The organism is Blautia sp. SC05B48 (genome assembly GCF_005848555.1).
GTDB lineage: Bacteria > Bacillota > Clostridia > Lachnospirales > Lachnospiraceae > Blautia_A.
This window is the reverse complement of the sequence record NZ_CP040518.1, coordinates 1,844,427-1,869,310: the sequence shown is the minus strand read 5'-3', so window position 1 is coordinate 1,869,310 and position 24,884 is coordinate 1,844,427. Positions and strand designations below refer to the sequence as shown.

20 protein-coding genes are annotated in these 24,884 nt (G+C 46.0%); 2 read left to right on the top strand and 18 right to left on the bottom strand.

The annotated features are described in order from the left end of the window. Window positions 1–19: 19 nt before the first annotated feature. The 14 genes from EYS05_RS08580 to EYS05_RS08515 form a co-directional block, all read right to left on the bottom strand. Window positions 20–1,231: a homoserine dehydrogenase gene (locus tag EYS05_RS08580; protein ID WP_021652697.1), complete on the bottom strand. Its 1,212-nt coding sequence runs from the start codon at window positions 1,229–1,231 to the stop codon at window positions 20–22. Between the two features lie 4 nt (window positions 1,232–1,235). Next, window positions 1,236–1,688, bottom strand: a complete 453-nt coding sequence (locus EYS05_RS08575) for an ACT domain-containing protein (protein WP_059086691.1) — start codon at window positions 1,686–1,688, stop codon at window positions 1,236–1,238. 172 nt (window positions 1,689–1,860) lie between these two features. Then, window positions 1,861–2,980 (bottom strand): peptide chain release factor 2 gene (gene prfB / locus EYS05_RS08570; RefSeq protein ID WP_118512668.1). Its coding sequence is split into 2 segments (ribosomal slippage): window positions 1,861–2,904 and window positions 2,906–2,980, totalling 1,119 coding nucleotides; the frame shifts between segments, so codons are not numbered across the junction. Between the two features lie 73 nt (window positions 2,981–3,053). Beyond that, window positions 3,054–3,887: a carbon-nitrogen hydrolase family protein gene (locus tag EYS05_RS08565; RefSeq protein WP_138277002.1), complete on the bottom strand. Its 834-nt coding sequence runs from the start codon at window positions 3,885–3,887 to the stop codon at window positions 3,054–3,056. Window positions 3,888–4,041: 154 nt separating this feature from the next. After that, the gene (gene secA, locus EYS05_RS08560; RefSeq protein ID WP_092069768.1) at window positions 4,042–6,621 is read right to left on the bottom strand and encodes a preprotein translocase subunit SecA; all 2,580 of its coding nucleotides are present in this window, start codon (window positions 6,619–6,621) and stop codon (window positions 4,042–4,044) included. Window positions 6,622–6,853: 232 nt separating this feature from the next. Beyond that, the gene (locus tag EYS05_RS08555) at window positions 6,854–8,623 is read right to left on the bottom strand and encodes a fibronectin type III domain-containing protein (RefSeq protein ID WP_138277001.1); all 1,770 of its coding nucleotides are present in this window, start codon (window positions 8,621–8,623) and stop codon (window positions 6,854–6,856) included. A gap of 70 nt (window positions 8,624–8,693) precedes the next feature. Beyond that, window positions 8,694–9,563 carry a hypothetical protein gene (locus EYS05_RS08550; RefSeq protein ID WP_138277000.1) on the bottom strand — a complete coding sequence of 290 codons (870 nt, stop codon included), beginning with the start codon at window positions 9,561–9,563 and terminating at the stop codon, window positions 8,694–8,696. 173 nt (window positions 9,564–9,736) lie between these two features. Beyond that, complete coding sequence (hpf, locus tag EYS05_RS08545) at window positions 9,737–10,264, bottom strand: ribosome hibernation-promoting factor, HPF/YfiA family (RefSeq protein ID WP_015526242.1); 528 nt, start codon at window positions 10,262–10,264, stop codon at window positions 9,737–9,739. A 247-nt stretch (window positions 10,265–10,511) separates the two neighbouring features. Continuing rightward, entirely contained in the window at window positions 10,512–11,282 is a 771-nt protein-coding gene (gene hisA / locus EYS05_RS08540) for a phosphoribosylformimino-5-aminoimidazole carboxamide ribotide isomerase (protein ID WP_118512673.1), read from the bottom strand. An 80-nt stretch (window positions 11,283–11,362) separates the two neighbouring features. After that, entirely contained in the window at window positions 11,363–11,821 is a 459-nt protein-coding gene (locus tag EYS05_RS08535; protein ID WP_138276999.1) for a hypothetical protein, read from the bottom strand. A gap of 179 nt (window positions 11,822–12,000) precedes the next feature. Continuing rightward, window positions 12,001–12,756, bottom strand: coding sequence for a 4-hydroxy-tetrahydrodipicolinate reductase (gene dapB, locus EYS05_RS08530; protein ID WP_015526245.1), 756 nt, complete (start codon window positions 12,754–12,756; stop codon window positions 12,001–12,003). A gap of 35 nt (window positions 12,757–12,791) precedes the next feature. After that, window positions 12,792–13,688: a 4-hydroxy-tetrahydrodipicolinate synthase gene (gene dapA, locus EYS05_RS08525; RefSeq protein WP_015526246.1), complete on the bottom strand. Its 897-nt coding sequence runs from the start codon at window positions 13,686–13,688 to the stop codon at window positions 12,792–12,794. A gap of 35 nt (window positions 13,689–13,723) precedes the next feature. Further along, window positions 13,724–14,131, bottom strand: a complete 408-nt coding sequence (locus EYS05_RS08520) for a cob(I)yrinic acid a,c-diamide adenosyltransferase (protein ID WP_330575607.1) — start codon at window positions 14,129–14,131, stop codon at window positions 13,724–13,726. A gap of 229 nt (window positions 14,132–14,360) precedes the next feature. Then, a complete protein-coding gene (locus EYS05_RS08515) occupies window positions 14,361–14,987 on the bottom strand; it encodes a single-stranded DNA-binding protein (RefSeq protein ID WP_021652685.1) in 627 nt (208 codons plus the stop codon). Between the two features lie 201 nt (window positions 14,988–15,188). Here EYS05_RS08515 and typA point away from each other — a divergent pair, with 201 nt between their 5' ends. Both typA and adhE read left to right on the top strand, forming a co-directional pair. After that, window positions 15,189–17,021, top strand: a complete 1,833-nt coding sequence (gene typA, locus EYS05_RS08510) for a translational GTPase TypA (RefSeq protein ID WP_138276998.1) — start codon at window positions 15,189–15,191, stop codon at window positions 17,019–17,021. Between the two features lie 752 nt (window positions 17,022–17,773). Next, window positions 17,774–20,410, top strand: coding sequence for a bifunctional acetaldehyde-CoA/alcohol dehydrogenase (gene adhE / locus EYS05_RS08505; protein ID WP_022427337.1), 2,637 nt, complete (start codon window positions 17,774–17,776; stop codon window positions 20,408–20,410). Window positions 20,411–20,565: 155 nt separating this feature from the next. Here adhE and EYS05_RS08500 read toward each other — a convergent pair whose 3' ends face one another. The 4 genes from EYS05_RS08500 to EYS05_RS08485 form a co-directional block, all read right to left on the bottom strand. Beyond that, window positions 20,566–21,756, bottom strand: a complete 1,191-nt coding sequence (locus EYS05_RS08500) for a pyridoxal phosphate-dependent aminotransferase (protein WP_138276997.1) — start codon at window positions 21,754–21,756, stop codon at window positions 20,566–20,568. A 156-nt stretch (window positions 21,757–21,912) separates the two neighbouring features. Then, window positions 21,913–22,467, bottom strand: a complete 555-nt coding sequence (locus EYS05_RS08495; RefSeq protein ID WP_015526252.1) for a phosphatase PAP2 family protein — start codon at window positions 22,465–22,467, stop codon at window positions 21,913–21,915. Window positions 22,468–22,821: 354 nt separating this feature from the next. Beyond that, window positions 22,822–23,496, bottom strand: a complete 675-nt coding sequence (locus EYS05_RS08490) for a V-type ATP synthase subunit D (protein ID WP_021975777.1) — start codon at window positions 23,494–23,496, stop codon at window positions 22,822–22,824. Window positions 23,497–23,510: 14 nt separating this feature from the next. Next, window positions 23,511–24,884 (bottom strand): V-type ATP synthase subunit B, encoded by a 1,374-nt coding sequence (locus tag EYS05_RS08485; RefSeq protein ID WP_015526254.1) that lies wholly within the window; start codon window positions 24,882–24,884, stop codon window positions 23,511–23,513.

Here is a 24,884-nt window from a genome sequence, read left to right as displayed (position 1 = left end):
TCTTTTCTTCCCTTCGGCATCAATCCTTTACACGGATCATTGCCAGTACTTTTCCGGTAAGCTTGCTGATCTTCTCATAATATTCAGCCTGCTTCATCACCGGTGTGATAAATCCGAATTCGTCCGGAAGGTCATCCGGCTCAATGGTCTGTACATCACCAAAAGCTTTTTCCACTTCATCCATAGTAGTATCAGACACACGTACGAAGAAACGTCCCTCAACTTCATCCATATCCATAAGCTTCAGGGCATAGCTGCTCCAGTTTGTCATAATATTTCTGTGGAGATGCTTTGCTTCATCCACAACATCTGCAACTACTGCACTTGCAGTCGGAAGCTTACCTGCTCCGCTTCCGTAGAACATGGCATCTCCAAGAACGTTTCCGTGCACAAATACTGCATTAAACACATCATTTACACTGTAAAGCGGGCTGCTCTGACCTACCAGGAACGGCGCTACCATTGCATAGAAAGAATCTCCGATCCTGCGGCTTGTGGCAAGAAGCTTGATGGTCATGCCAAGCTCTTTTGCATATTCCATATCTGCCGGTGTGATCTTTGTGATTCCCTCTGTATAAATATCCTCGTAATTCAGGAATTTTCCGTATGCAAGTGAAGAAAGGATGGCGATCTTACGGCATGCGTCAGCACCTCCTACATCTGCAGTCGGATCTGCCTCTGCATAGCCCTTTGCCTGGGCTTCCTTCAGAACCGTATCAAAATCACAGTTCTCTGTGCTCATCTTGTAAAGCATGTAGTTTGTGGTTCCGTTAAGGATTCCTGTGATCTCATCGATCTCATCTGCTGTCAATGAAGAATTCAGTGCACGGATGATCGGGATACCGCCGCCGCAGCTTGCCTCAAAAAGGAAGTTGATATTTTTTTCTTTTGCGATCTCCATAAGCTCGGAACCATGCTTGGCTACCAGGGCCTTATTGGATGTGCTTACGCTCTTTCCTGCCTGAAGCGCTCTTTTTACAAAAGTATAAGCCGGCTCGATTCCGCCCATAACCTCAACAACAATATCTACCTCCGGATCGTTTACGATCACTTCATAATCATGAACCAGAACTTTCTCAACCGGATCTCCCGGGAAATCTCTTAAGTCAAGAACGTATTTGATGTTGATCTCATCTCCGGCTCTCTTGTTAATGCTCTCATGATTGGTGTTGATGACTTCAACAACTCCGCTTCCTACTGTACCGTAGCCTAATACTGCTATGTTTATCATATGCTTACTCCCTGCCTAAAATTTTCAAATAGTGTATACCGTCTCTCTGCTCAATATCCTCCACCATAGCCTCTGCGTCGCCTTCTCCCGGAAGGATGTCAACGCTCAGCGTCAGTGTTGCGACTCCGTTAATTGGAATACTCTGATGTATGGTCAGGATATTACCGTGAAAACGGGCAATCGTCTGCAGCACCATTGATAAAAGCCCCGGCTCATCGTCCATCTGAATGATAAAGGTGATGGTCTTTCCCTTGGTCTCCTCGTGGAAAGGAAAAATATCGTCCTTATATTTGTAAAAAGAACTGCGGCTGATCCCGGTCCTTTCAGCAGCTTCCTGAACAGTAGCCACCCGTTTGGATTCCAGCAGTCTCTTGGCCTCAACCACCTTGAGAAGTACTTCCGGCACTGCCCGTTCTCTTACTACATAGTATTTTTTCTTTTCAACCTGTTTCTGCATAGTAACCTCTCTGACTGCTGTTCACACTGTGGCCAGCAGCCCCCTGTCCGTTTCATAAAGACAACTGTTTTTGTACAAGAGATATATTATCATAATAAAAGAAACTCCACAAGCGCTTTTTTTGCCTGCGGAGTCCTTTTCTCTGTCTTTATGGGGTTCCGTGACAGTAATGTTATTCTTTCTTTTTCGCCAGCGCGATCCATTTCAGGTATGCATTGATAAAAATGTCAATACCGCCGTCCAGAACTGCGTCAACATTACCGGTTTCTTCATTGGTTCTATGGTCTTTTACCATGGTGTATGGCTGCAGGACATAGGAACGGATCTGGTTTCCCCAGCCGATATCTGTCACTTCGCCTCGAATGCCGGAAAGCTTCTCCTCAGCTTCCTGCTGTTTCAGCATATACAGCTTGGCCTTCAGCATCTGCATAGCCTTATCCTTGTTCATGTGCTGAGAACGTTCATTCTGGCACTGTACCACGATTCCTGTCGGAAAATGGGTGATACGGATCGCAGAGGAGGTCTTGTTGATATGCTGTCCGCCGGCACCACTGCTTCGGTAGGTATCGATACGGATATCGTCATCATTGATCTCAACGTCCAGATCCTTCTTGATATCCGGCATAACATCGCAGGATACAAAAGAGGTCTGTCTCTTTCCTGCTGCATTAAACGGGGAAATACGTACAAGACGATGAACACCCTTCTCGGATTTCAGATAACCGTAGGCGTTCTCTCCGTTCACCTGGAAGGTTACAGATTTCACACCGGCCTCATCACCGTCAAGGTAATCCAGTACTTCCAGCGCAAAGCCTTTCTTCTCCGCCCATCTGCTGTACATACGGTAAAGCATTCCGCACCAGTCACAGGCTTCTGTACCGCCGGCTCCTGCGTTCAGCTTGATGATGGCATTCTCTCCGTCGTACTCTCCGGAAAGAAGTGTCTTCACACGGATGCTGTCAAAACTTGCCTGGAACTCGTCCAGCATTTCCTGGATCTCAGGGACGATCTCAGGATCATTCTCCTCGTACCCCATCTCGATCATGGTTTCCATATCTTCCATCTGTGTTTCCAGATTATGGTATGTCTCAATATCGTCCTTGAGACTCTTTAACTGTTTCATCTTCATCTGGGATGCTTCCGCATTATCCCAGAAATCAGGCGCTTCCATCTCGCGCTCTAATTCTTCGACCTTCTGCTCTTTGTTAGCGAGGTCAAAGTGAATCCCTCACTTCCACTAATGGCTCTGTGTATGTTGCAAGAATACTCTTGAACTGATCTAACTCAACCACAGCTTCACCTTCTTTCTATATATTGATACAGGATTTCCTGCCTGTCTTATACAATACCATATGGACATAAAAATTACAACGAAAACGTGGTCAGGGCGTAAATATCCCCTCTCCTGTGCTTCAGAAGCGGCAGCTGCTCCCGGACTTTTTTTACCTCGTCCAGTTCCAGTTCCACAACCTTCACAGCCAGCTTCTCATCCATCTCCATGAGGACTTTTCCCCAGGGATCTACGGCAATGGAATGGCCCCAGGAATGATATCCGGCGTTCAGGTCTCTGGCAGGTGCAGCTCCGATAGTATATACTTGATTGTCCACGGCTCTCTGGCGGAACATCAGCTCCCAGTGCAGCGGACCTGTGGTCATGTTAAAAGCAGCCGGCACGATGATCACCTGGGCACCTTCGTCCACCATCAGCCTGGCAAGCTCCGGGAAACGAAAGTCGTAGCAGATGCAAAGGCCTATCTTTCCAAATTCTGTGTCAAAAACCGTCACCTGGTCTCCTGGTGTCAGAGTATCGGATTCTTTAAAATACTGACCGCCTTTTACATCAATATCAAAAAGATGCATCTTCCGGTGCTTACCGATCTGATGACCATTTTTGTCAAAGACATAAGAAGTGTTATAAATATGGCCGGCTTCATCTCTCTCCGGCATGCTTCCGGCTATAAGATAAAGCCTGTGTTCTGCCGCCAGTCGGGAACATTTTTCCCAGGTATCTCCGCCCTCAGTTTCGGCATATTCCGGAAAGTATTTATTTTCGTAAGGACAGCAGAACATTTCGGGCAGGACTGCCAGATCGATCCCCTGAAGCTCCGGGCTGGCAAGAAGTTCTGCCGCCTGGGTGATGTTGCGAAATTTATCAGTATATACATGTGTCTGAAGAATTGCAGTTTTTATAATTGCCATATTATCATGTCCCTTCTCTTACATCGAAAATTAAGTATCTGCTATATTGACGCAGGATGATTAATATTCGCTGTACTCTGTTCCTGTGTAACAGAAATCCCAGAAAAAATAGCCCCACCGCATCATCTGGGTGAGACTATTTTTATCTTCCTTCTCAGATCTTGGCAGCCTTGCGTCCGCAGCACTGTTTGTATTTCTTGCCGCTTCCGCATGGGCACGGATCATTCGGATATACTTTATCTTCTTTTCGCTGAACCGGTTTCTTCGGGCCTGCGCTGTCATCTTTGTTTGTGCCGGTTACCTTAGCAACCTGCTCACGCTCAATCTTCTGCTCTACATGAACATGATACAGCATACGTACAGTGTCTTCCTGAATAGAGCTGATCATGCTGTTAAACATCTCGAATGCGTTCATCTTGTACTCAACAACCGGATCTCTCTGGCCATACGCCATCAGACCGATACCCTGACGGAGCATTTCCATATCATCGATATGATCCATCCATTTGCTGTCGATGCATTTCAGAAGGACAACTCGCTCAAGCTCACGAAGCTGCTCCGGTTCCGGGAACTCAGCCTCTTTTGCTTCATAAAGCTTCACAGCCTCTTCCTTCACAATGTGCTTGATCTCGTCTTTCTTATGGCCTTTTACCTTCTCAGCGGTCAGCGGATGGATCGGGATGATCGGAGTGATCGCAGTATTGAACTCATCAAGATCCCACTCAGAAGAATCCATATCATCGGAGAAGCACATGTCTGTCATGCTGTCTACGATATCTGTGATCATCTTGTAGATGGCATCACGCATATTCTCACCGTCAAGTACCTGGCGGCGCTCCTCGTAGATGATCTCTCTCTGCTCATTGTTAACCTGGTCATAGTCGAGAAGATTTTTACGGATACCAAAGTTGTTGAACTCGATCTTCTCCTGGGCTTTCTCGATGGCATTGGAAAGCATCTTGTGCTCAATCTGCTCATTCTCCTCAACACCAAGGGATGTGAACACCTTCATCAATCTCTCGGAACCGAACAGACGCATCAGATCATCCTCAAGGGAAATGTAGAAACGAGATTCACCCGGATCTCCCTGTCGTCCGGAACGTCCACGGAGCTGGTTATCGATACGTCTTGACTCATGACGCTCGGTACCGATGATCTTCAAACCACCGGCCTCTCTTGCCACATCATCAAGCTTGATATCGGTACCACGACCTGCCATGTTGGTCGCGATGGTAACGGCATCTGCCTGTCCTGCCTGAGCTACGATCTCAGCCTCAAGCTCATGGAACTTGGCATTCAATACGTTGTGGGGGATTCCCTCTCTCTTCAGCATTCTGCTGAGAAGCTCGGAAGTCTCGATGGTGATCGTACCAACCAATACCGGCTGATGTTTTGCGTGAGCTTCCTTAACTGCCTCTACAACGGCGTTGAATTTCTCTTTCTTTGTCATGTAAACGGCATCGTCAAGGTCTTTACGCTGTACCACGCGGTTGGTCGGGATCTCTACAACGTCCATGCCGTAGATATCGCGGAACTCTTTTTCCTCGGTAAGAGCTGTACCAGTCATACCGCCTTTTTTGTCATATTTGTTGAAAAAGTTCTGGAAGGTAATGGTTGCAAGAGTCTTACTCTCTCTTTTAACCTTCACATGCTCTTTCGCCTCGATCGCCTGATGAAGACCATCGGAGTAACGACGGCCCGGCATGATACGTCCGGTAAACTCATCAACGATAAGGATCTCGTCATCTTTTACAACATAATCCTGATCCTTATGCATCAGATTATGTGCACGAAGTGCAAGGATGATGTTGTGCTGGATTTCCAGGTTTTCCGGATCTGCCAGGTTCTCGATATTAAAGAATTTCTCAACCTTCTTGATACCCTGCTCGGTAAGGTTGACGATCTTGTCCTTCTCATTTACGACGAAGTCACCGGTCTCGATAACCTCCTCACCCATGATGGCTGCCATCTTGGTCATTTCATGGCTGGCCTCACCACGCTCCAGCTGCTGTGCAAGGATATCGCACACTTCATAAAGCTTGGTGGACTTGCCGCTCTGTCCGGAAATGATCAGAGGTGTACGTGCCTCATCGATCAGAACAGAGTCGATCTCATCGATGATACAGTAGTGAAGATCTCTCTGAACAAGCTGTTCTTTATAGATGACCATGTTGTCACGAAGATAATCAAATCCAAGTTCGTTGTTTGTTACGTATGTGATATCACATCCGTATGCTGCACGGCGCTCTTCCGGCTTCATGTCGTTAAGTACCACGCCTACGGTCAGGCCAAGGAACTCGTGAACCTTACCCATCCACTCGGCATCTCGTTTTGCCAGGTAGTCGTTGACGGTTACGATGTGGACACCTTTTCCCTCAAGGGCATTCAGGTATGCAGGAAGTGTGGAAACAAGAGTTTTACCTTCACCTGTTTTCATCTCGGCGATACGGCCCTGATGAAGGATGATACCACCGATGATCTGTACCCGGTAATGCTCCATTCCAAGTACACGCTTGGCTGCCTCACGTACAGTGGCAAATGCCTCCGGAAGAAGATCATCCAGTGTTGCACCTTCTGCAAGACGTTTCTTATATTCTCTTGTCTTGTCTCGTAACTGCTCATCAGTAAGCTGCTGCATCTGAGACTGATAGCTCTCGGTTTTTTCAACCAGCGGCATGATACGTTTTACCTCACGCTGGCTGCGGGTTCCAAATACTTTTGAAAAAACATTCATGTTTCTGCTCCAATCATTTTATTCGAATAAGACTGCTGTCTCTGATCTGTCCAATTTGGGATCATTCCAGTTCTCTGTTGATATCCGTTATACTGGATCACATATGGTATATATTCTACCACTTTCCTGTTATAAAAACAATGAACAATTATTTAACAAATCATGTCAGGAACAACAGAAAATATCCCGCATAGGATCCTGTTTTCGAGGATCCCGCGGGATATTACAGATCTTATTTCCTTACTTTTGCATTTTTTACACTGCTCCAGGTACCATAATATGCCTTTCCGTTTACTTTTTTACAGGAACGGATACGAACATAGCAGGTGCTTCCCTTTTTCAAACCGGAAAGTGTTCGGGTCAGTGCACTGGTAGACACTGTCCTGGACCCTCTCATGGACCTTGATGCCGCATACTGGATCTGATAGCTGGAAGCGCCAGCTGCTTTTTTCCAGCGGACAGTCAGCTTCCCGGAAGCCTTGCTGGACGGTTTGTACTGCACCGGAGCTGTCAGGCGGACGATCCTGCTGCCGTTTTTGTTATAAGCACTTAAAGCAGAGCCTTTGTATGCGCGGACTGTATAGGTATACATGGTTCCTGCTTTTACTGATCCGTCTGTGTAGACCAGCGTATTGCTTCCGCTTACGGTAGCGATATTGACCCACTTGCTGCTGTTTCCGGTCCTTCGATATATCTTATAGCCGGAAGCATTTGCAGCTTTTTTCCATTTGAAGATGATGCCGGCAGGGCTGTTGGAAGTACCGGATAGCCCGGGAGTGGTAAGCTTTACAGTTGTCAAGGCCGCGGACCGGAACTGGTATACGGCTGACTGTACTTCGTCAGTCTTTTCCCATGCAGATTTCTGATAAACATACTTCTGAAAAAAGATATACATGTTATAAGTTGCGGCTTTATTTATTCCTTTGGCAGATCCGATCCGCCATGTAGTATTCTTCCTGTTATCGGTTGGATTTGGTGAAGTACTCCAGTAAACCGGCACCCACTTCACGTCTCCAGGCCCGGGATTTGAATTTGTAGTTCCCGCGCCGGTCACGGTAAAATTATAATATTTATTCGGAGTAAATTCCAGCGGAGAATCCAGACCTCTTACAAAACTTTCTTTGACATCCGGTATAAAAGGTGTATAGGTTGGTGTCGGCGTCACATCATATTTCGGACGGGTCCCCCCGTAATTCAGCTTTAATTTTTTCAGTCTGCTGGTTCTTCCATCTGAACCCAGTATCTTAAGATACAGATCAAATTCTTTCTCTGTATCCAGATTCTTAAGATATATCACAAAGCTTCTGTTTGCAGTAACCAACACACGAGAGTTTCCCGTATCAATCCTCGGAACATCAGATGTTCCGTCCTTTTTTCTCGCTGCAGCTTTGTAGTAACAGGCTCCGTTTGCATCAACTTGCAGTGTCACGTTTACAGAACTGCGGCTTACCCATTTTTCTCCGGTCCATTTTACGTTTATTTTGGGCACCGGTGTTGGTGTCACTGTCGGTTCCTGAATCTCTGTCGGTGTCACTGTCGGCTCCGGATCCGCTGCCGGTGCCACTGTCAGCTCCGGATCTGACGTTGACGTAGCTTCTGCGGTTTCTTCTTCCATACTGTCTCCGGCTTCCTCAGGTATCAGTTCTGTCAATAATACTTCCGGATCATCCTCACTGGAGATTTCTTCTGAAACTCCTTCCTCAGCTTCGCCGAAAGCATCCTCGCTGTTCTCCGCATTTTCCGTATTTTCCACATCTTCCATGATTACACCGGAAGAGTTATCCACAGTTCCCTCAGAAATATCCTCACTGTCTTCTGCAGGCTGCCCGGTCTCTCCCATAGGCTCTGTAGTTTCCTCTGCGGAAAACATCTCCTGGCTGTCAGCAGCATTTTCTACGATTTCTGCATCACCGCTGCCAAACTCTGCAGCCATACCGGTTGCCGGAAGCACCGTCACACAAAGCGCGGCACTTAAAAAAAGCGCCAGAACTTTTTTCTTCATTTACCTTCCTCCTTTTCTCCATGTGTTACATATTTATTATGTCAAGGAGATATTCGCACTCTACACAATATTATTTTTCAGAAAGTGAGGCTGACTGAAACTTGTACTGTACAGACTGTATCTTATCCGTAGACTGCCATTTGGAATCCTTGCAGGTATATTTGCGGAAGAAAACATACAGATTAAATGTTCCCTCCTGGTCGATTCCTTCCTTGGAACCGATCTTCCAGGTGCTCCGGATCCGGTTGGAATTCGGATTCGCAGATGTACTCCAGTAAACAGGCACCCACTTAATGTCTCCGTTTTCCGGATCTTCATTATCGGTACCTGCACCGATAACCTTAAAATCGTAAAATGTATCCGGATAGAATTTCAGAGGAGAATCCAGCCCCTCTACCGTACTGTCCTCCGCCTTTGGTTTGGCTGCTTTATGTTTTTTTGCAGAATCTGTTTTTTTCGCCGGGCGGCTGTCCTGATCCAGTTCCATCCGCTTCAGATCACTTAATTTCCCCTTCTCATCCTCAATCTGGATATACAGATCAACTGCCTGGTCTGTATCCAGGTCTGCAAGTGTGATCCCGAACTCTTCATCCTCACTGATCAAAACCTCATCATTCACGGTATTTCCGGTCTCGATCTGAGGTACCTGGGAATTTCCGTCGTCCCCTCGCTCTGCCCATTTATAATAGCAGACACCGTTAACGACTGACGTAAGCGTTATTTCTGCCTGGGAATAGCTGTCCCATTTAAATCCTGTCCATTGTATTTCTGACTTTTGGGAATCCTTTGTATTGTTTTCTCCGGAAATCAGTTCCAGGTCCTCCACAGTCTGTTCTTTTGTGGTGTCACCACTGTTAAATTCCGCTGCCATACAGGTAGCCGGTATCATGGTCATGCCAAGAGCTGCACTTAAGATTACCACAGGAAGCTTCTTTTTCATTTCCCCTTCCTCCTTTCGCATATGTCTTCATTATATAGTTCTCCCCTATTGCTTGCAACAGAAAAGAAGCCTGATTTTGCTGTGACATAAAAGGCTCCGGAAACCTGCCGATTTCTCACACAGATTCCCGGAGCCTTCCATTCAATATTCAGTTGTGATAATAAAATCCCCTATCAGAACTCTGGTTCGATCAGTCCGTAAGTATTTCCTTTACGTTTATAAACTACGTTAACCTGCTCTGTCTCAGCATTAAAGAATACAAAGAAATTATGTCCGAGAAGCTCCATCTGTACGCATGCATCTTCCGGATACATTGGTTTGATCCCAAATTTCTTGGTACGGATGATCTTAACTTCCTCATCCTCTTCATAATCCTTATCAAGGTATGCCTTCTGGAAGTTTGTGGATTCCTGCTGCTTGTCAACGATCTTGTTCTTGTATTTACGAAGCTGACGCTCAATTACCTCTTCAACCAGATCGATGGATACATACATATCGTTGCTTACCTGCTCGGAACGGATAATGTTACCTTTCACAGGGATCGTTACCTCGATCTTCTGGCGATCCTTCTCAACGCTTAAGGTTACTGAAATCTCAGTTTCAGGAGTGAAATACCTTTCAAGTTTACCAAGCTTGTCCTCAACAGCTGTTTTAAGTCCTTCGGTTACTGCTATATTCTTTCCACTAATAATAAATTTCATGACTTCCATCCCCTTTGCTGTTTTATGTTGCTATTATAACATATTAAATTGAATTTTAACATCACTTTTCAAAAATTTCATAAATTTTTTCCAAATTTATTCGATATATTCCTTCAAAATGTTTTTTTTGTCGTGAATGCGCAACTATTAGAGTATTTCATCTAATTAATTCATTACAAATGTATATCTGCACACCAGTGCCAGAAGATTGATGGGACAAAAGCTTCTGCTTCACTATTTGTGTATACTATTTCATTTTTGCCAGAGCTTCAAAGGATATGCTTCCGCCAAAAATATCCAAAGCACTGCCAACAGTTACATCCAATCTGCCCTGCCCTGCTTTTCGAAGTTCTTCAATATCTGCCATAGAACCCACACCGCCTGCATAGGTCACCGGATGAGCTGCATACTGTCCCAGAAGCTTTGCAAGCTCTGTTTCCACACCTCGGGCCTTTCCTTCCACATCCACTGCATGGACCAGAAATTCGTCGCAGAAGCTTCCGAGTCTTTCCATCAGCTCCGATGTCACGATCTCTTCTGTAAACTTCTGCCATCGATCTGTGACAATATAATATTTGCCATCTTTTTTGCGGCAGCTCAGATCAAGTACAAGATGTTCTTTCCCTGCTGCATCACGGATTTCCTCCAGATTTTCCCAGGAGATCACTCCGTTTTTAAACACATAGGAAGTTACGATCACGTGGCTGGCGCCAGCCTCCAGATATTCGGCCGCATTCTCCGGACAGATACCGCCTCCGATCTGAAGCCCTCCGGGATATTTTCCCAGAGCCAGAAGTGCCTGGGCTTTCGTTGCTTCGTAGTTCGGAGAATCCTTTCCGTTCAGAAGGATCACATGACCGCCCTTTAACCCTGCCTTCTTATAAAGCTCTGCATAGAATGCCGCATCCTGCTCTGACACAAAATTTTCTGCCGCCTGATCCCCCTGATCATTCAGGCTTCCTCCTACGATCTGTTTTACCTTTCCGTTATGTATATCAATGCATGGTCTGAATTTCATAATCCTGTCCTCCGTTTTCTTTCCATGCACTGATAATAGCATCTGAAACAGTTTTATGCAATGCTGTGGTAAAATATCTGTTATCTTCCTTCTACCGCATTTCCCACTGCGTTTCCGATATCATCCACTGCATTACCTACGCCGTCGCCAAGGTCCTTTACACTGTCACCCAGCTCACCGGATACCGTTCCGTCATTTTCGTTTCTGTCAGCATCCGCAGCTCCGGATGCTGCTGTCCCGTTATTTTCATTTCCTGCAGGCGTCACGGTAATATTTCCATCGGACATCTCATTGTTATCCGTGCCGGAATCCTTAATGCTCTCTCCATTGTCCTTCACACCGTCATTGTCTGCTTTTTCTTCCATAGTTTCATCTTCTGCGGCAGTATTTTCGTTTGTATCTTTTTCCTTATCCTTCGTGTTTTTATCTTTTTCATCCACTGTTTCATCCGCATTGTTTACCTCTGTGCCGCAGGCTGTAAATGTACACAGAGACAGGGTAAGCAAAGTACCAAAAAGAATCGCCTTCCATTTTTTCATATTATCTTCTCCTTTTTCTAAAAAATTCTGTATTCCTAATATGGCACTTTTTCCGCTATCCTATTCTGGGAAAAATTTCAAAAACCGCAATTTCATCCAAAAAAGACGGGGTCCGATCTTACACGAACCCCGTCTGTATTACCTGTAATTTTATTCTGTTGCGGCTCAATCTGTCAGAATCAGCCGATCACGTCGCTCATATCATAACGTCCTGCCGGTTTGCCGGCAAGGAATTTGGCTGCTTCTACAGCACCTTTTCCAAAAATAGCCTTGGAATATGCAGTATGCTTGAACTCGATCACTTCGTCCTGACCTGCAAAAATTATCTCATGCTCACCTACGATAGTTCCGCCGCGAACTGCGGAGATACCGATCTCCTTATCATCGCGTTTTTCACGTTTCTGGCTGCGGTCATATACATAATGATACTGGTTATCCATAGCTTCATTAATGCTGTCTGCCAGCGCAAGTGCAGTACCACTTGGTGCGTCTAATTTCAGGCGGTGATGCTTCTCTACGATCTCCATATCAAAGCCTGCAGCTGCAAGAACCTTAGCTGCGTCCTGAACCAGCTTCAGAAGTGTGTTGATACCAAGAGACATGTTTGCGGATTTCAGCACTGCTACCTTCCGGGATGTTTCTTCCACTTTTGCAAGCTGCTCCTGGCTTAAGCCGGTACTGCACAGAACAACCGGGATCTGGCGTGCCGCGCTGTACTCAAGAAGCTTGTCTGTTGCCTTTGCGGAAGAAAAATCAATGATCGCATCTGCCTCCACCTGACATGCGTCAATATCGGTGAATACCGGATAGCTGTTTTTTCCCTGATCTGCAATATCAATACCTGCTACGATCTCAGCATCCGGATCTTTCTCCACAATGCCGCTGATGACCTGGCCCATATGTCCGTTGCAGCCGTGCATGATGATTTTTACCATAGTATATTCTCCTTTACCTTTCGCTTACAGTCAGATCACTTAGCAAGCTTAAGGCCGAATTTCTCGATCTCTTTTGCAAGAGCTGCCTTTGTGTCCTCTTCCATCTCGCAGAGCGGCATACGAAGCGGCCCTACGTTCATTCCCATAAGGTTCATAGCTGTCTTAACAGGAATCGGATTTACTTCGCTGAACAGCGCATTGATCAGCGGAAGAGCTTTCAGCTGATCCTCTGTTGCTCCCTTGGTGTCGCCGTCGAAATATTTCATGACCATGTCATGTGTAAACTTCGGTGCAACGTTGGAAAGTACGGAAATAACTCCAAGTCCGCCAAGAGAAAGAATCGGAAGTACCTGATCATCATTTCCGGAGTAAAGCTCAAGCTGTCCGTCTGCCAGAGACATCATCTTGGCGATCTGGGAAAGATCTCCTGTTGCTTCCTTGATTCCGACAATGTTCTTTACATTCTTTGCAAGGTAAGCTGCTGTAGCCGGCTGGATGTTGCAGCCTGTACGGCTCGGTACGTTGTACATGATGAGCGGAGTTTCCGGAACTGCATTGGCAATTGCTGTGTAATGAGCGATAAGACCCTTCTGTGTAGCCTTGTTATAGTAAGGTGTTACAATAAGAAGAGCGTCTGCGCCATAGGAAGCTGCTTCCTTGGACATCATGATCGCTGTCTCTGTACAATTGGAACCTGTTCCTGCGATAACAGGCACACGTTTGTTAACTTTATCAATTGTGAACTTAATTGTCTGAAGATGCTCTCCGTGTGTCAGAGTAGAAGATTCTCCTGTTGTTCCACAGATAACGATGGCGTCTGTGCTGTTCGCGATTTGATCCTCAAGGATCTCCTCAAGTTTCTCAAAATTCACCTTACCGTCTTCATGCATAGGTGTTACGATTGCAACGCCTGTTCCTTTAAAAATTGCCATTTGTCTTCCTCCTTCTTTCTTCTGTGAAATATTGCTTATTCCCGTTCCTGGTCAGTCAGCTCTGTTGTTATCGTGGTAATACTATCCACATAGGGCTTCAAAGCATCCGGAAGCCAGCGTCCGGTCATAATTATATGCATACTTTCATCCTTCTGCTTAAGCATATCGATGATCGTCTCAACTGGAGCGATTCCTTTATCCATAAGCCCGAGGATCTCATCCAGCAGCAGAAAATCACACTCTCTGGTAGCAATTACCTTCCGTGCGAAATTAAGGCCATTGAGAATATTCGTTCTCTCTTCTGCCTTTTCCTGCTCACTCAGGTCATTATAGCAGGTGTCCATTTTTTCGAAACGGAAAATCTTGAAATCAAAATTATCCAGTTCCTCAAGGAAATCCAGTTCTCTGCGTTCCCTGCCCTTGAGGAACTGTATGATGATCACACTTTTTCCCTGTGTAGCAAAGCGCAGCCCCGGCCTACAGCCAGAGTTGTCTTTCCTTTCCCGTTCCCGCAATAAACCTCTGTTATTTCTCTTTCCATGATTTTTCCTCTTACTGTTAGTGAAACCGGTAATTCCCCATTTTTCTGATTTTTTTAATATTACCGCAGATTGGCTGGAAATGCAAGTGTTACCTTAATGTTCTCACCACTATTCCAAAATATATCCAATGTTACTCAACATATTCCAATTTACTCACCGAAACTTCATAGGCAATCCTTTTTTCTGTTTCGTTTTCACTAATCCGTTTCATGTACTCCCTGCTCTGGATCCTGCCCCAGATCAGTACATGCCCGCCTACTTCAAAAGCAGAAGCATATCTGGCATTTCTTCCCCAGCATATACATGGTATGTAATCGGATTTTCCGTAAGGTCGATTGACTGCCATCAGAAGATCTGCGATCTCTCTTCCCAACGGTGTTTTTCTGTATACAGGCGGTTTACAGATATATCCGTCCAGAAAGATCTGATTGACCGGCACAGTTTCTTCGTCCTCCCCCACAAACTTCACTTCCCGGGCAAAGACTGAAAGCACAAGCCGGTTTCTCTTTTCTTCATGACGGTTATAGGATCGGAACTGTCCGTGGATCTCGATATATTCTCCCACATAATCCTGTGTGATATCGATCAGCCGCTCAGACACCATCACCGGGATCCTGTCCTCCGAATCGCTGAGACGTTTTACTAGGATATCCATCATGTAAAATCCTTCTCCAAAGACCTGATGGCTGAAAGTAAACCCCGTAGCGATCCGTCCCATAACGGATACCTGATTGTTTTCAATAATTTTATCTGCCATAATAAGTAGCTCTCCTTCCTCTTCGTGTATTTCGTCTATATCAATCTATGTGTATTTACGGTATAATATGCCTGAAAAATGAAAAACCAAAAATATTTTTTTATGTCTTGTAATCTCACAAAAATGTGATAGACTATAAATTTGGACATCATTTTTAACAAAAAAGATTACTTATATATGGAAAGAAAGGATTTGGATTATATGAAGACCAAGCGTGAAGATGTTCGTAACGTGGCCATTATCGCCCATGTCGATCACGGTAAAACAACACTTGTTGACGAGCTTTTGAAACAGAGCGGTGTTTTCCGTGAGAACCAGGAAGTCCAGGAACGTGTCATGGACTCCAACGATATTGAGCGTGAGCGCGGCATTACGATTCTCTCCAAAAACACCGCAGTTCATTATAAGGATGTAAAAATCAATATCATCGATACTCCAGGTCATGCGGACTTCGGCGGCGAGGTAGAGCGTGTGCTGAAGATGGTAGACGGCGTTATTCTTCTTGTGGACGCCTTCGAGGGTGCCATGCCTCAGACTAAATTTGTACTTCGTAAAGCTCTCGAACTGAACCTGCATGTTATTGTCTGCATCAATAAGATCGACCGTCCGGAAGCACGTCCGGAGGAGGTTGTCGACGAGGTTCTGGAGCTTCTCATGGATCTGGACGCATCTGACGAACAGCTGGACTGCCCGTTCCTGTATGCCTCCGCAAAAGCCGGCTATGCAGTTCGTAACCTTGAGGACAAACCTGAGAATATGGCTCCGCTTTTTGAGACCATCCTTGATGCGATTCCTGCTCCGGAGGGAGATCCGGACGGAGATACGCAGGTTCTTATCAGCACCATCGACTACAATGAGTATGTAGGCCGTATCGGTGTCGGTAAGGTTGAGCGCGGAACCATTTCCGTGAACCAGGAGCTGATGCTTCTGAACCATCATGACCCTGACAAACACGAGCGCGTAAAGATCAGCAAACTCTACGAATTTGACGGACTGAACAAAGTTGAAGTTAAAAGCGCTACCATCGGAGCTATTGTTGCAATCTCCGGTATCGCGGATATCCACATTGGAGATACCCTCTGTGCAGGAGACAACCCGGAGTCCATTCCGTTCCAGAAGATTTCCGAGCCAACAATCTCCATGAACTTCCTTGTAAACGACAGTCCTCTTGCAGGACAGGAAGGTAAATACATCACTTCCCGTCACCTTCGTGACCGTCTCTACCGTGAGCTGAACACAGACGTCAGCCTTCGTGTAGAAGACACCGATACAACCGAGTGCTTCAAGGTTTCCGGCCGTGGTGAGCTTCACCTCTCCGTTCTTATTGAGAACATGCGCCGTGAGGGATACGAGTTTGCAGTCAGCAAACCGGAGGTTCTCTATCACACAGACGAGCGTGGACGTAAACTGGAGCCGATCGAAATCGCATACGTTGACGTTCCGGAAGAATTTTCCGGTACTATCATCCAGAAACTCAGCGAGCGTAAAGGTGAGCTTCAGGGTATGAGCACAGCAAGCGACGGAACTGTACGTCTCGAGTTCTCCATCCCCTCCCGTGGACTGATCGGATTCCGTAACGAATGCCTTACCTCCACCAAGGGTACCGGTATCCTGAACACCATGTTTGACGGATACGCACCATACAAGGGAGACTTCCCGTACCGTAAACAGGGTTCCCTCATCGCATTCGAGGCAGGCGAAACTGTTACCTACGGTCTTTTCTCTGCTCAGGAGCGTGGTACTCTCTTTGTCGGACCTGGCGAGAAGGTTTACAGCGGTATGGTCATCGGACAGAACGGAAAGGCCGAGGATATCGAACTGAATGTCTGCAAGACCAAGCACCTTACCAACACCCGTTCCTCTTCCGCTGACGATGCACTGAAGCTTGTTCCGCCAAAGATCTTAAGTCTTGAGCAGGCCATTGAGTTCATCGACCAGGATGAGCTTCTTGAGGTAACACCGACAAGCCTTCGTATCCGTAAACGTATTCTGGACTCCAGAGACAGAAAACGTGCCGCATTCCGCAAGAGCTGATAGGTTTTGACTGTTATTTAGTACGGTTCACCGGTAATATTCCGCATGAACCACATTTATACAACTGCCATATGGGAAGAATTTCCCGTATGGCAGTTTTTTTCTGCCGGAAAATCCGTTTTCTGTCGTAAAATCCTGATACTTTTCGCTTAATTGTTCTGAAAATTTGAACAGTTTCAAGTTTTTTTATTTCTTATGATTCTATACTTTACCATGGCGCGATATTTTTGTTAATTATTTATCAAAATCTTTCTTTATTTTTGTTAATTATTTATCGAATTCTCTATTGACGTCTAAAATCAGTTAAATTATAATGTGTATATGATCGTTTGACAAAAGTTTAACGTTAATGTTTTAACCACATGTTGCGTTTTATCTTTTGCCCACCCTTCATATGTGTGCATGTTTTTTGTCAGTGCTGACAATTTTTTAACATGTTTTTTGTTCACAGTGCTGAATTTCAAAAATTTTTTTAAGATTTTTCCAATAATTCAGCGTTCTGCAAAGTAAAATTTACAGTATTTTCCCCGAATTTTCTGTTCGTCATTTTGCACATAGTGGCAAAATTCAGAATTTGCGTTTTTTTCAGAATTTTGATACTATATCAGTATCAAAGCAGAAAATTCAATCAGATTGAATCAACAACGAAACGCAGCGCGGGAACTTACAAAACTCTGCAGCACCTGCCGGCGAAAAAAGGATAAGCCCGCAGGACCACAGACCATTATCATATGAAAACAGGAGGATTCCACATGGCAAAGAAAGAAACTATCCCTACCATCATCGACACTCCAGAAGCCCTGACCGCGAAAATGGCTGCAATGAAAGAGGCACAGAAGATCTTTGCTACCTACACACAGGAGCAGGTCGACAAGATCTTTAAGGCAGCTGCTACTGCTGCTGACAAGATGCGTATCCCACTTGCCAAAATGGCTGTTGAGGAAACAGGCATGGGTATCATGGAAGACAAGGTTATCAAGAACCATTACGCAGCAGAGTATGTTTACAATGCATATAAGAACACTCAGACATGTGGTGTTGTAGAAGAAGACAAGGCATACGGACTTAAGAAGATCCTGGAACCTGTAGGACTGATCGCAGCAGTTATCCCTACAACCAACCCGACCTCCACAGCAATCTATAAATCTCTTATTTCCCTGAAAACCCGTAATGCGATCATCATCAGCCCGCATCCGCGTGCTAAGAAATCCACTATTGAAGCTGCAAAAGTTGTTCTGGAAGCAGCTGTTGCCGCAGGTGCGCCGGAAGGAATCATCGGATGGATCGATATCCCAAGCCTTGACCTTACCAACATGGTAATGCAGAACGCAGATATCATCCTTGCCACCGGTGGTCCCGGAATGGTCAAAGCAGCTTACTCCTCCGGTAAACCGGCTGTTGGTGTAGGACCCGGAAATACACCTGCCATTATTGATGACAGCGCAGATATCCGTCTTGCAGTTAACTCCATCATCCACTCCAAGACCTTTGACAATGGTATGATCTGTGCTTCCGAGCAGTCCGTAACTGTTCTGGAGAGCATTTATAAAGAAGTGAAGGAAGAGTTCCTTTACAGAGGATGCTACTTCCTTAAAAAAGACGAGATCGAGAAAGTCAGAAAGACCATCCTTATCAACGGTGCACTGAATGCCAAGATCGTAGGACAGAAGGCTGCTACTATCGCTGAAATGGCAGGCGTTACTGTACCGGCTGAGACCAAGATCCTGATCGGTGAGGTTGAGTCCGTTGATATCAGCGAAGAATTCGCACACGAGAAGCTTTCCCCTGTACTTGCCATGTACAAGGCCAAGAATTTTGACGATGCTGTTGCAAAGGCTGCGCAGCTCGTTGCAGACGGCGGCTATGGTCATACCTCTTCCCTCTACATCAACGTAAATGAAACAGAGAAGATGGATAAATTCGAAGCAACTATGAAAACCTGCCGTATCCTTATCAATACCCCTTCTTCCCAGGGTGGTATCGGTGACCTTTACAACTTCAAGCTTGCTCCATCCCTTACTCTTGGCTGCGGTTCCTGGGGCGGTAACTCCGTATCCGAGAACGTTGGTGTCAAACACCTTCTCAATACCAAGACTGTTGCTGAAAGGAGAGAGAATATGCTCTGGATGAGAACCCCGGAAAAGGTTTACTTTAAGAAGGGCTGTATGCCGGTTGCTCTTGATGAGCTCGGTACTGTTATGGGCAAGAAACGCTGCTTCATCGTAACAGACTCCTTCCTCTACAAGAATGGCTACACCAAACCGATCGAAGATAAACTGGATCAGATGGGCATCGTTCATACATGCTTCTCTGATGTAGCTCCTGACCCGTCTCTCGCTTCCGCCAAAGCCGGTGCCAAGGCTATGACAGCCTTTGAGCCAGACTGCATCATCGCTCTTGGCGGCGGTTCCGCAATGGATGCCGGCAAGGTTATGTGGATGCTTTATGAGAATCCGGACGCTGACTTCTCCGATATGTCCATGGACTTCCTGGATATCCGTAAGAGAGTTTATACCTTCCCGAAGATGGGTAAAAAAGCTTACTTCGTAGCGATCCCGACCTCTTCCGGTACAGGCTCCGAGGTTACTCCTTTCGCCATCATCACAGATCAGGATACCGGCGTTAAATGGCCACTGGCTGATTACGAGCTTCTCCCGGATATGGCGATCGTAGATACCAATAACATGATGAGCGCACCGAAGGGACTTACCCGTGCTTCCGGTATCGATGTTATGACACATGCCATTGAGGCTTATGTTTCCATGATGGCTTCCGATTACACCGATGGTCTTGCACTGAAAGCGATCAAGCTTGTATTTGAGTATCTGCCGCGTGCATATAAAGATGGCAATGACGTAGAGGCCAGAGATCACATGGCTAACGCTTCCTGCATGGCAGGTCTTGCATTCGCCAATGCATTCCTCGGCGTTAACCACTCTCTCGCTCACAAGCTCGGTGCTTTCCACCACCTGCCACACGGTATCGCAAACGCAGTTGTTCTTCTGGATGTTATGCGTTACAACAGTGCTGAGGTTCCGACTAAGATGGGTACTTTCCCACAGTATCAGTATCCGAAGACACTTGCACGCTACGCTGAGATCGGACGTTCTGTAGGTCTTACAGGCAAGAACGATGCAGAAGTATTCGAAAAACTTCTTGCTAAACTGGATGAGCTTATGAGAACTATCGAGATCCTGCCGACGATCCGTGATTACGGCGTAGATGAGAAACATTTCCTGGAAACTCTGGATGAGATGTCCGAGCAGGCCTTCAATGACCAGTGTACCGGTGCCAACCCGAGATATCCGCTTGTATCCGAGCTGAAAGATATCTATCTGAAAGCTTACTACGGAGAAATGCCAAATAAAGAAAAGAAAAAAGCCAAATAAATGTGGAACATCCTTTTAATGAAACACAGTCGGGAGTCTATTCACTCCCGACTACGTTTCATTTGCTTATTCCCTCTTGCAAAAGATCCCCGATACAGGGCTGCATGAACAGACTGTACCGGGGATCTTTTATTCAACTGCTTGGTAATGATCGTTTATTTCAATCCATACTCTGCTGCAAGTTTTTTAAATTCAGGAAGAGAATTCACAATTGTCTCATAGGATACACAATATGCAAGTCTCACATAACCGGGGCATGCGAAGGAGCTTCCCGGTACCATAAGGATGTTATATTTCTTACCGGCTTCACAGAAGGCTTTTTCGTCTTCAACCGGAGATTTTACAAAGAGATAGAAGGCACCCTGTGGTTTGATACACTCAAATCCGCATTCTTTCAGGCCATTATAAAGTGCCTGCCGATTTTTATCATAAGCTACAAGATCAGTCTTGGCGTCTACACATTTTGCAACTACCTTCTGGATCAGGGACGGTGCATTTACACAGCCAAGTGTACGGTTTGCAATGGTTGCTGCAGAGATCAGCTCTTCGCTTCCGTCTGCCTCATCAGGGATCACCAGATATCCGATACGTTCACCCGGAAGGGAAAGAGATTTGCTGTAGGAATAGCCCACAACAGTATTGTTATAATATTTCGTCAGGTATGGGACCTCCACGCCATCATAAGCCAGCTCACGGTATGGCTCATCGGAGATCAGGTAGATCACACTTCCGAACTCTTTCTGTTTTGCTTCCAGGATTGCGGAAAGTTTCTTGATCGTTTCTTCTGAATATACAACTCCGGTAGGATTGTGCGGGGTATTTACGATAACTGCTCTTGTCTTCGGTGTGATCTTCTGTTCAAACTCAGCGAGATTTGGCTGGAAGGTTGTGGTATCTGGAGAGATTTCCACAAGGACACCATCATAATTGCGGACATATGCACCGTATTCCAGAAAATATGGCGCAAAAACGATCACCTCTTCTCCAGGATTCAGGATTGTTTTCAGGATCACATTCAGTCCGCTTGCAGCACCGACGGTCATGATCAGATTCTTTGCGGAAAATTTTGTATCGAAACGTCTGTTGAGGGATTCTGCGATGGTCTGGCGTACATCCTCAAAACCTGCATTGCTCATATAGCCGTGAAGAATAGTCGGATCCGTAGTGTTTACAAGCTCGATAATTGCTTCGCGGACGCTGTCCGGTGCCGGTACACTTGGATTTCCGAGACTGAAATCAAAAACCTTGTCTGCGCCGTATTTCGCACGGAGGCGGTTTCCTTCCTCAAACATCATACGGATGGCGGAATTATTTTTTACGTAGGGTTTCATTTTTTCTGATATCATTTTGTGCTCTCTCCTTTTATCCGATTTTACAGGGTTTCATATCATTATTTCTACCATAGTCAGAATCTGTTGTACTGTCTACAATTTTACCCCGTCTTGCTTCAGCGTGTCAATACTTTGTCCAGGTAAAGTGCTTCATATTTCCTATGGACAATGCTAATGTACCTGTTTGTCTTCCGGTTTCGTTCGCACGATCCATACTGACAACATGCTTCCCACCAGCGCGATCACGAATCCGGTCAGAACATCTGTCGGATAATGGACACCAAGATACAGTCTGGAAAATGCCACCAGTGCTGCCAGGACTACTGCCGGGATTCCGAATTTCTTCGGAAGCATCCGGAGCATTACCAGAGCAACGGCAAAGGATGCTGTGGTGTGACCTGACGGAAAAGAGAAATCCTTCGGTTTGGTGATCATAGGGATGAGAGCTTCGATTTCCGCAAAAGGCCTTGGTCTTGCCACTATATTTTTGAGAAGCAGGTTGGTAACGATCGCCCCGAAGATCAGGGACAAGGCTGCCGCATAGCCTGTTTTTCTTGTCTTTGGAACAGCAAGAAGAACAACTGCACAGAGGATCCAGAACCATCCTCCGTTTCCCAGAAATGTAACAGATTTCATAAATGGTGTCAGCATATCCGTTCTTAAATATCGCTGGATCAGGAGAAGGATTTCTCCGTCCAGCTGTTGTATTGACTGTAAAATATTCATATACCTCTTACTGATCAGACGCTACCGCAATCTGCTTTGCCATCTGTTCATAGCCATGCAGCTGCCCGGCAGTTTACCTGGTCAGATCAGCTTTCTCCTCTTTCTTTATTTTTTATTTCTTTATTTCTCAGCAGACAGAGCAGCTTTCTTTTATATTTCTGCATCTGCAGCTGTCTGATTTACTTATTATCTATTATACTGTATTTTTCTTGATTTTCTAATAACAAAAGCTAAATATTTTATAAATAAAACGCCCCTGCACTGCCGAAATTTCACACAGTACAGGGACATCTCCTTCCCGTTACTTAAAACTTTCTATATAAACTTTTCTTTTTCTTTCAGGATGGCTGCGCTTTACGCTCCGCGCTCTGCCTCCCGCTCCTTATAATGATGTGCCTCCTCCAGCATCATATCTTTCACCTTCATCAGTCGGATCTGGGTACTTCTCTCGTTCTCATCCAGCTTCATGGTGATGTATTTGATGTTTGCCTGTGCTTCCGGTATGATGACATGCTCCAGGGCATTTACACGACGCCTTGTTTTTTCGATCTCGGAAGCCATAAGCTGACAGGCCTTTTCCACTTCTGCCAGACGAAGCATATCCGGCAGGATGTCTGCCAGGGATTTTACCGCTCCGTCCAGATCACTGGATGTAAAAGCAAAGCCATAGGAATAAATATCGTTGGCATCCGGTGTTCTTGTTTTGTATTCAAAAACAGGAATATCCACACTCATGACATTCTTTTTTCCGGTTTCCAGATAAACTTCCTGCTTGGGAGCCATCAATGCCGTATTCAGCGTCTCCTCCGACATTCCTGCTTTTGCAATGACAAAATTGGTGTTGGCGCTTCGGATACCGGCTTCTACTTTTTTTCGCAGCTCCATATTCTCCCGTACCAGATCCAGGAACTGTCTCATCAGCTCGTCCCGCTTATCCTTCAGAAGCTTATGGCCACGTACTGCAGTCACCAGCTTCTTTTTCTGCTTCGTAAGCTCCATACGGGTAGGATTCACCTGTGTTGATGCCACAAATCATCCCCCCTTTATACTTTTCCGTAATACTGATCAAGGAATTTGTCATCGATACGTTTCAGCTCGCTTCTCGGAAGAATGGAAAGCAGCTTCCAGCCGATGGCCAGTGTTTCCTCAATATCACGGTTAGCCTGATAGCCCTGGGAAACATATTCCTTCTCGAAAGCATCCGCAAATTTTGCATAGATCAGGTCAATGTCAGAGAGAGCTGCCTCACCAAGAATGGTCATCAGCTCTTTGGCCTCTTTACCACGAGCATATGCGGCAAACAGCTGGTTCATGGTGTTTGCATGGTCTGCTCTTGTCTTGCCTTCACCGATACCCTTATCCTTCAGTCGTGACAGAGACGGAAGAACATCGATGGGCGGTGTGATTCCCTTACGGTAAAGCTCACGGCTCAGGATGATCTGTCCCTCTGTGATGTAACCGGTAAGGTCCGGGATCGGATGGGTCTTATCATCCTCAGGCATAGTCAGGATCGGAACCATGGTGATACTTCCTGATTTTCCTTTCTGACGGCCTGCACGCTCGTAGAGAGAAGCAAGGTCTGTATACATGTATCCGGGATATCCACGACGGCCCGGAACCTCTTTACGCGCTGCGGAAACCTCACGGAGAGCATCCGCATAGTTTGTGATATCTGTAAGGATTACCAGTACGTGCATATCTTTTTCGAAGGCAAGATATTCTGCTGCTGTCAGTGCCATTCGCGGAGTAGCGATACGCTCAACAGCCGGGTCATTTGCCAGGTTTACAAAAAGAACAGTACGGTCTATAGCTCCGGTTTCCTTAAAGCTCTCTACGAAGAAGTTTGACTCCTCGAAAGTGATACCCATGGCAGCAAATACAACGGCGAACTGCTCGTCTTTTCCGCGAACCTTCGCCTGTCTCGCGATCTGTGCCGCAAGCTGTGCATGAGGAAGACCGGATGCGGAGAAGATCGGAAGTTTCTGTCCACGTACCAGGGTGTTCAGTCCGTCAATCGCAGATACACCCGTCTGGATAAACTCCTCCGGATAACTTCTGGCTGCCGGATTCATCGGCAGGCCGTTGATATCTCTTCTCTCTTCCGGAAGGATCTCCGGACCGTCATCAATGGGACGGCCTAGTCCGTCAAAGACACGGCCCAGCATATCGCCGGATACACCAAGCTCCATGCTTCGTCCCAGAAAACGTACTTTACTGTTGGAAAGGTTGATACCTGTGGAACTCTCAAAGAGCTGTACCAGCGCATTGCTTCCATCAATCTCCAGAACACGGCATCTTCTTGTTTCGCCATCGGCAAGTTCAATCTCGCCCAGCTCGTCAAATGCCACATCTTCAACGCCTCGTACCAGCATCAAAGGGCCGGCAACTTCCTGTATGGTCCTATATTCTTTTGGCAT

What these genes read in the sequence shown, in the direction of transcription:
- EYS05_RS08580 (WP_021652697.1), bottom strand. Translation starts at nt 1,231, where the DNA reads ATGATAAACATAGCAGTATTAGGCTACGGTACAGTAGGAAGCGGAGTT.
- EYS05_RS08575 (WP_059086691.1), bottom strand. Translation starts at nt 1,688, where the DNA reads ATGCAGAAACAGGTTGAAAAGAAAAAATACTATGTAGTAAGAGAACGG.
- EYS05_RS08565 (WP_138277002.1), bottom strand. Translation starts at nt 3,887, where the DNA reads ATGGCAATTATAAAAACTGCAATTCTTCAGACACATGTATATACTGAT.
- secA (WP_092069768.1), bottom strand. Translation starts at nt 6,621, where the DNA reads ATGAATGTTTTTTCAAAAGTATTTGGAACCCGCAGCCAGCGTGAGGTA.
- EYS05_RS08555 (WP_138277001.1), bottom strand. Translation starts at nt 8,623, where the DNA reads ATGAAGAAAAAAGTTCTGGCGCTTTTTTTAAGTGCCGCGCTTTGTGTG.
- EYS05_RS08550 (WP_138277000.1), bottom strand. Translation starts at nt 9,563, where the DNA reads ATGAAAAAGAAGCTTCCTGTGGTAATCTTAAGTGCAGCTCTTGGCATG.
- hpf (WP_015526242.1), bottom strand. Translation starts at nt 10,264, where the DNA reads ATGAAATTTATTATTAGTGGAAAGAATATAGCAGTAACCGAAGGACTT.
- hisA (WP_118512673.1), bottom strand. Translation starts at nt 11,282, where the DNA reads ATGAAATTCAGACCATGCATTGATATACATAACGGAAAGGTAAAACAG.
- EYS05_RS08535 (WP_138276999.1), bottom strand. Translation starts at nt 11,821, where the DNA reads ATGAAAAAATGGAAGGCGATTCTTTTTGGTACTTTGCTTACCCTGTCT.
- dapB (WP_015526245.1), bottom strand. Translation starts at nt 12,756, where the DNA reads ATGGTAAAAATCATCATGCACGGCTGCAACGGACATATGGGCCAGGTC.
- dapA (WP_015526246.1), bottom strand. Translation starts at nt 13,688, where the DNA reads ATGGCAATTTTTAAAGGAACAGGCGTTGCAATCGTAACACCTATGCAT.
- EYS05_RS08515 (WP_021652685.1), bottom strand. Translation starts at nt 14,987, where the DNA reads ATGGCAGATAAAATTATTGAAAACAATCAGGTATCCGTTATGGGACGG.
- typA (WP_138276998.1), top strand. Translation starts at nt 15,189, where the DNA reads ATGAAGACCAAGCGTGAAGATGTTCGTAACGTGGCCATTATCGCCCAT.
- adhE (WP_022427337.1), top strand. Translation starts at nt 17,774, where the DNA reads ATGGCAAAGAAAGAAACTATCCCTACCATCATCGACACTCCAGAAGCC.
- EYS05_RS08500 (WP_138276997.1), bottom strand. Translation starts at nt 21,756, where the DNA reads ATGATATCAGAAAAAATGAAACCCTACGTAAAAAATAATTCCGCCATC.
- EYS05_RS08495 (WP_015526252.1), bottom strand. Translation starts at nt 22,467, where the DNA reads ATGAATATTTTACAGTCAATACAACAGCTGGACGGAGAAATCCTTCTC.
- EYS05_RS08485 (WP_015526254.1), bottom strand. Translation starts at nt 24,884, where the DNA reads ATGCCAAAAGAATATAGGACCATACAGGAAGTTGCCGGCCCTTTGATG.